Annotated in this window: 3 protein-coding genes; 1 reads left to right on the forward strand and 2 read right to left on the reverse strand. The window is 72.6% G+C overall.

Features of this window, described 5'->3' with window-relative positions:
* Positions 1–587: 587 nt before the first annotated feature.
* On the reverse strand, positions 588–974 hold the full coding sequence (locus AB7J25_RS30145; protein ID WP_428514704.1) for a VOC family protein: 387 nt from the start codon (positions 972–974) through the stop codon (positions 588–590).
* A gap of 209 nt (positions 975–1,183) precedes the next feature.
* Complete coding sequence (locus AB7J25_RS30150; RefSeq protein WP_428514706.1) at positions 1,184–3,994, reverse strand: aconitate hydratase; 2,811 nt, start codon at positions 3,992–3,994, stop codon at positions 1,184–1,186.
* 269 nt (positions 3,995–4,263) lie between these two features.
* On the opposite strand from AB7J25_RS30150, the gene AB7J25_RS30155 reads away from it, so the two are divergent.
* Positions 4,264–4,877: periplasmic heavy metal sensor (locus AB7J25_RS30155; protein WP_428514708.1), on the forward strand; the 614-nt coding region annotated here is incomplete at its 3' end.

Genomic DNA, 4,877 nt, shown 5'->3' on the forward strand with positions numbered 1-4,877 from the left:
GCCGAACGTGCCGGTGCAGGCCGCGCCGCCCTCCCCGCCCCAAGGGTTCGCGGTGTGCGGCCCCGCGCCGCAACCGCGGCGGGATCGCGACGGCGTGCCGCTGGGGGTCGGCACCGGCGGGTGACCGATGCCGACCGTGCCGACGCTTCCACCGGGGCCTGCCGCCCTGACGGAGCTCGCACAGACCCCGGCGCGCTCGCACACACGGCCGGCGGTGTGCGCCGGCGCCGCACCGTGTGTGCGAGCGCCCCGACGTGTGTGGGAGCGCCACCGGACCCCCCGCGCCGCACCCGACCCGGGACGCCGGCCCTCGCAGACCCGGCCCGCGCCTCGCGAGGGTCGCACCCACCTCGCAGACCCCGGGCGCGCCTCGCAGAGGCCGCAGCATCTGCGAGGCGTGCCCGGACCCTGCGAGGCCGCACCGGACCCGACCTGAACCCGACCCGAAGCCGCCCGCGCCCCGGGCACGCGCGCGGCCGGTGACGCATCTGTGCGGGTGGCCGCACACACCGGCGGGCGCCTGCCCAATCGCCACACGGTGTATGCGAGCGGGTGTGCGAGCGGGAGGTGTGCACAGAACTCCGTGGTCACAGGTACGGTCGGGTGATCATCTCCAGGTAGTGCCCCGCCGGGTCGCGGAAGTAGACCCCGCGCCCGCCGTGCTCGGTGTTGGCCTCCCCGGGCCGCTCGCCGCGCGGATCGGCCCAGTGCTCGATACCGCGCTCGACCAGCCGCGCGTACGCGCGGTCGAACAGGGCGTCGTCGACGAGGAACGCGTAGTGCTGGTTCTGGATCTCCGGGTGGGCGTCCTCGGGCAGGTCGGCGAACTGGATCAGCACGCCGCCGTCGAGCAGGGCGTTCGTGAACGCGCCCCAGGACGGCGCCTCGGCGGCCTCGAGGATCTCGCGGAGGAAGCGGGCGGAGGCGGCGCGGTCGCGCGCGGCGACGATCGTGTGGTTGAACGTGCAGGGCATGCGGTGCTCCTCGTGCGTCGGTGGATCACCGGGGAGCGGCCGAGCCGTGGCGAGGAGTCGCGAATGCGCCACCGGGGCCGTGCTCGGGAGTCCTCTCCGGTCGGCCCGTCGGGGGCGCACCGCGACGCTAGCACGCGGCGGGGCCCCGCCCGGACGTCCGGACGGGGCCCCGCAACGCACCCGGTCGGCAGCAGGTCAGCCGCAGCAGGTCAGCCGCGCAGCATCCCGCGCAGCACGTACTGCATGATCCCGCCGTTGCGGTAGTAGTCCGCCTCACCGGGGGTGTCGATGCGCACCGTCGCGTCGAACTCGACGGTCCCGCCGTCCTGCCGGGTCGCGACGACCTTCACCGTCCGCGGCGTGGACCCGTCGTTGAGCGCCGTGACCCCGGAGACGTCGAAGGTCTCGGTGCCGTCCAGGCCCAGCGAGGACGCGGTCTCGCCCGCCGGGAACTGCAGCGGCAGCACGCCCATGCCGATGAGGTTGGAGCGGTGGATGCGCTCGTAGCTTTCCACGATGACGGCCTTGACGCCGAGCAGCGCGGTGCCTTTCGCTGCCCAGTCCCGCGACGAGCCGGAGCCGTACTCCTTGCCGCCCAGCACCACCAGCGGGACGCCCGCCGCCGCGTAGTTCTCGGCCGCGTCGTAGATGAACGCCTGCGGGCCGCCCTCCTGCGTGAAGTCGCGCGTGTAGCCGCCCGAGACGCCGTCCAGCAGCAGGTTGCGCAACCGGATGTTGGCGAACGTGCCGCGGATCATGACCTCGTGGTTGCCGCGCCGCGAGCCGTAGGAGTTGAAGTCCCTGCGCTCCACGCCGTGCTCGGTGAGGTACTGCCCCGCCGGGGTGTCGGCCTTGATGGAGCCCGCAGGGGAGATGTGGTCGGTGGTGACCGAGTCGCCGAGCAGGGCGAGCACCCGGGCGCCGGCGATGTCCTCGACCGGCGACGGCTCGGTACGCATGCCCTCGAAGTACGGGGGCTTGCGGACGTAGGTGGACTCCGGGTCCCACTCGAACGTGTCGCCCTGCGGGGTCGGCAGCGAGCGCCACCGGTCGTCGCCGCGGAAGACGTCCGCGTAGTTCTTGGTGAACATGTCGCCGCTGATGGTGTCGACGACCTTCTGCACCTCCGCGGAGGACGGCCAGATGTCGCGCAGGTAGACGTCCGACCCGGACGGGTCCTGGCCGAGCGGCTGGGTCTCGAAGTCGAAGTCCATCGTCCCGGCCAGCGCGTACGCGATGCACAGCGGTGGGCTCGCCAGGTAGTTCATCTTCACGTCGGGGTTGATGCGGCCCTCGAAGTTGCGGTTGCCCGAGAGCACGGACACGACGCTGAGATCGGCCTCGTTCACCGCCGCGGAGATCTCCTCGGGCAGCGGCCCGGAGTTGCCGATGCAGGTGGTGCAGCCGTAGCCGACGAGGTGGTAGCCGAGCTTCTCCAGGTACGGCCAGAGCCCGGCCTTCTCGTAGTAGTCCGTGACGACCTGCGAGCCGGGGGCCATCGAGGTCTTCACCCACGGCTTGACGGTGAGGCCCCGGTCGACGGCGTTCTTCGCGAGCAGGGCGGCGCCGAGCATCACCGACGGGTTGGACGTGTTGGTGCACGAGGTGATCGAGGCGATCACGACGGCGCCGTGGTCCAGGACGAACTCGCCGCGGCCCTCGGAGACGACGCGGGTGGGCTTGGAGGGCCGCCCCTCGCCGCCGTTCGCGGCGGAGTGCACGGCGGGCTTCGCCGCGTCGTGCACGTCGGCGGAGGCGGAGAGCGCGGGGGAGTCGCTGGCCGGGAAGGACTCGTCGCCGGCCTCGTCCACGCCCGTGAGCGGGTCGGCGACGGCGTCGTCGGTGTAGTCGCGCACGGACGAGCGGAACGCCGCCTTGGCGTTGCTGAGCTCGATGCGGTCCTGCGGGCGCTTCGGGCCCGCGATGGAGGGCACGACCGTGGAGAGATCCAGCTCCAACGTCTCGGAGTAGGCGGGCTCGTGCGCGGGGTCGTGCCAGAGACCCTGCTCCTTGGCGTAGGCCTCGACCAACTCGATCTGGGCGTCGGGCCGCCCGGTGAGCTTGAGGTAGCGGATCGTCTCGTCGTCGATCGGGAAGATCGCGGCGGTGGAGCCGAACTCCGGGCTCATGTTGCCGATCGTGGCGCGGTTCGCCAGCGGCACAGCGCCGACGCCCTCGCCGTAGAACTCGACGAACTTGCCGACGACACCCTGGCGGCGCAGCATCTCGGTGATCGTCAGCACGACGTCCGTGGCGGTGGCGCCCGGGGGGATCTCGCCGGTCAGCTTGAAGCCGACGACCTTCGGGATGAGCATCGAGACGGGCTGGCCGAGCATCGCGGCCTCGGCCTCGATGCCGCCCACGCCCCAGCCGAGCACGCCCAGGCCGTTGACCATCGTGGTGTGCGAGTCCGTGCCGACGAGCGTGTCCGGGTACGCCAGGCCGTTGCGGGTCATCACCACGCGCGCCAGGTGCTCGATGTTGACCTGGTGCACGATCCCGGTGCCCGGCGGCACGACCTTGAACTCGCTGAACGCGCCCTGACCCCAGCGCAGGAACTGGTAGCGCTCCTTGTTGCGCCCGTACTCGAAGTCCACGTTGCGCTCGAACGCGTCCGGGCGGCCGAAGACGTCGATGATCACGGAGTGGTCGATGACCAGCTCCGCGGGCGCGAGCGGGTTGACCTTCGCGGGGTCGCCACCGAGTTCGGTGACGGCCTCGCGCATCGTCGCGAGGTCGACGACGCAGGGGACGCCGGTGAAGTCCTGCATGATCACCCGTGCGGGGGTGAACTGGATCTCGGTGTCCGGGTCGGCGGTGGGATCCCAGTTCGCGAGGGCGCGGACGTGGTCGGCCGTGACGTTGGCGCCGTCCTCGGTGCGCAGGAGGTTCTCGAGCAGGATCTTCAGGCTGAACGGCAGGCGGTCGGCGCCCTCGACGGCGGAGAGCCGGTAGATCTCGTGTTCGGCGCCGCCCGCCTGGATCGTTCCTCGTGCTCCGAAGCTGTCGGTGCTGGTCACGATGGCTCTCCTCCTGGCGGTGGTGGTCGCGGCGCGTCGTCGGGCCCGAGTCTCGCGCACCCTCCGACGGGGGGCGAGCGAGGCCCGGTCGTGTTCACCACTGTTAACAGTACGCCCGTACTGTATTCCACGCACCCGTCCGCCTGTCGCCCTCGACCGGAGGAAGCCGAGCCACCCGGCGGGAGGGTCCCCGGTGTGTCACTGCGTGATCACGGGGTGATCAGTGGGAGCCTTCGCGCGCCGGCTGATCACGTGCGAGGGGGTCCACCGTGGGCAGGTCACGCGCCGTCGTCGTGGGCGCGCTCTCCGTCGTGCTGTCCGTCCTGTTCTCCGGCCTGCTGCCGGCCACCGCCCTCGCCCGGCCCCCCGACCCGCCGCCCAACCCCAGCGACGACGACCTGCGCCGCAGTCACGACGCCATCACCCAGCGCGCCGACGAGGTGGGCCGCCTCACCGCGCAGCTCGCCGACCTCGACAGCCGCACCGACGACATCCAGGCCGAGCTCGCGGCCCAGCGCGAGGACGCGGAGGCCGCCCTCGTCGAGCTCCAGGGTGCGCGGGCGGCCGCCGACGCCGCGGCCGCGCGCGCCGCGCTGGCCCGCCAGGAGACCGAGGCCGCCACCGCCGCCATCGACGCCGCCCGGGCCCGGGTCGACGAGATCGTCGTCACGAGCTACCTGCAGGGCCTCGACCTCGGCCCGCTCGGGCTGCTGACCCAGGCCGCGAGCCCCGAGGACCTCGTCGCCCGCGCGGAGGCGGACGACGTCGTCGCCCGCAACCTGCTCGCCGTCACCGAGGAGCTGGAGCGGGCCCGCGTCGCCAAGGCCAACGCCGACTCCACCGCCCGTGCCCTGCTCGACGAGGCTCGGGCCCGCGAGAGCGC

This window comes from Pseudonocardia sp., assembly GCF_050246655.1.
Lineage (GTDB): Bacteria > Actinomycetota > Actinomycetes > Mycobacteriales > Pseudonocardiaceae > Pseudonocardia.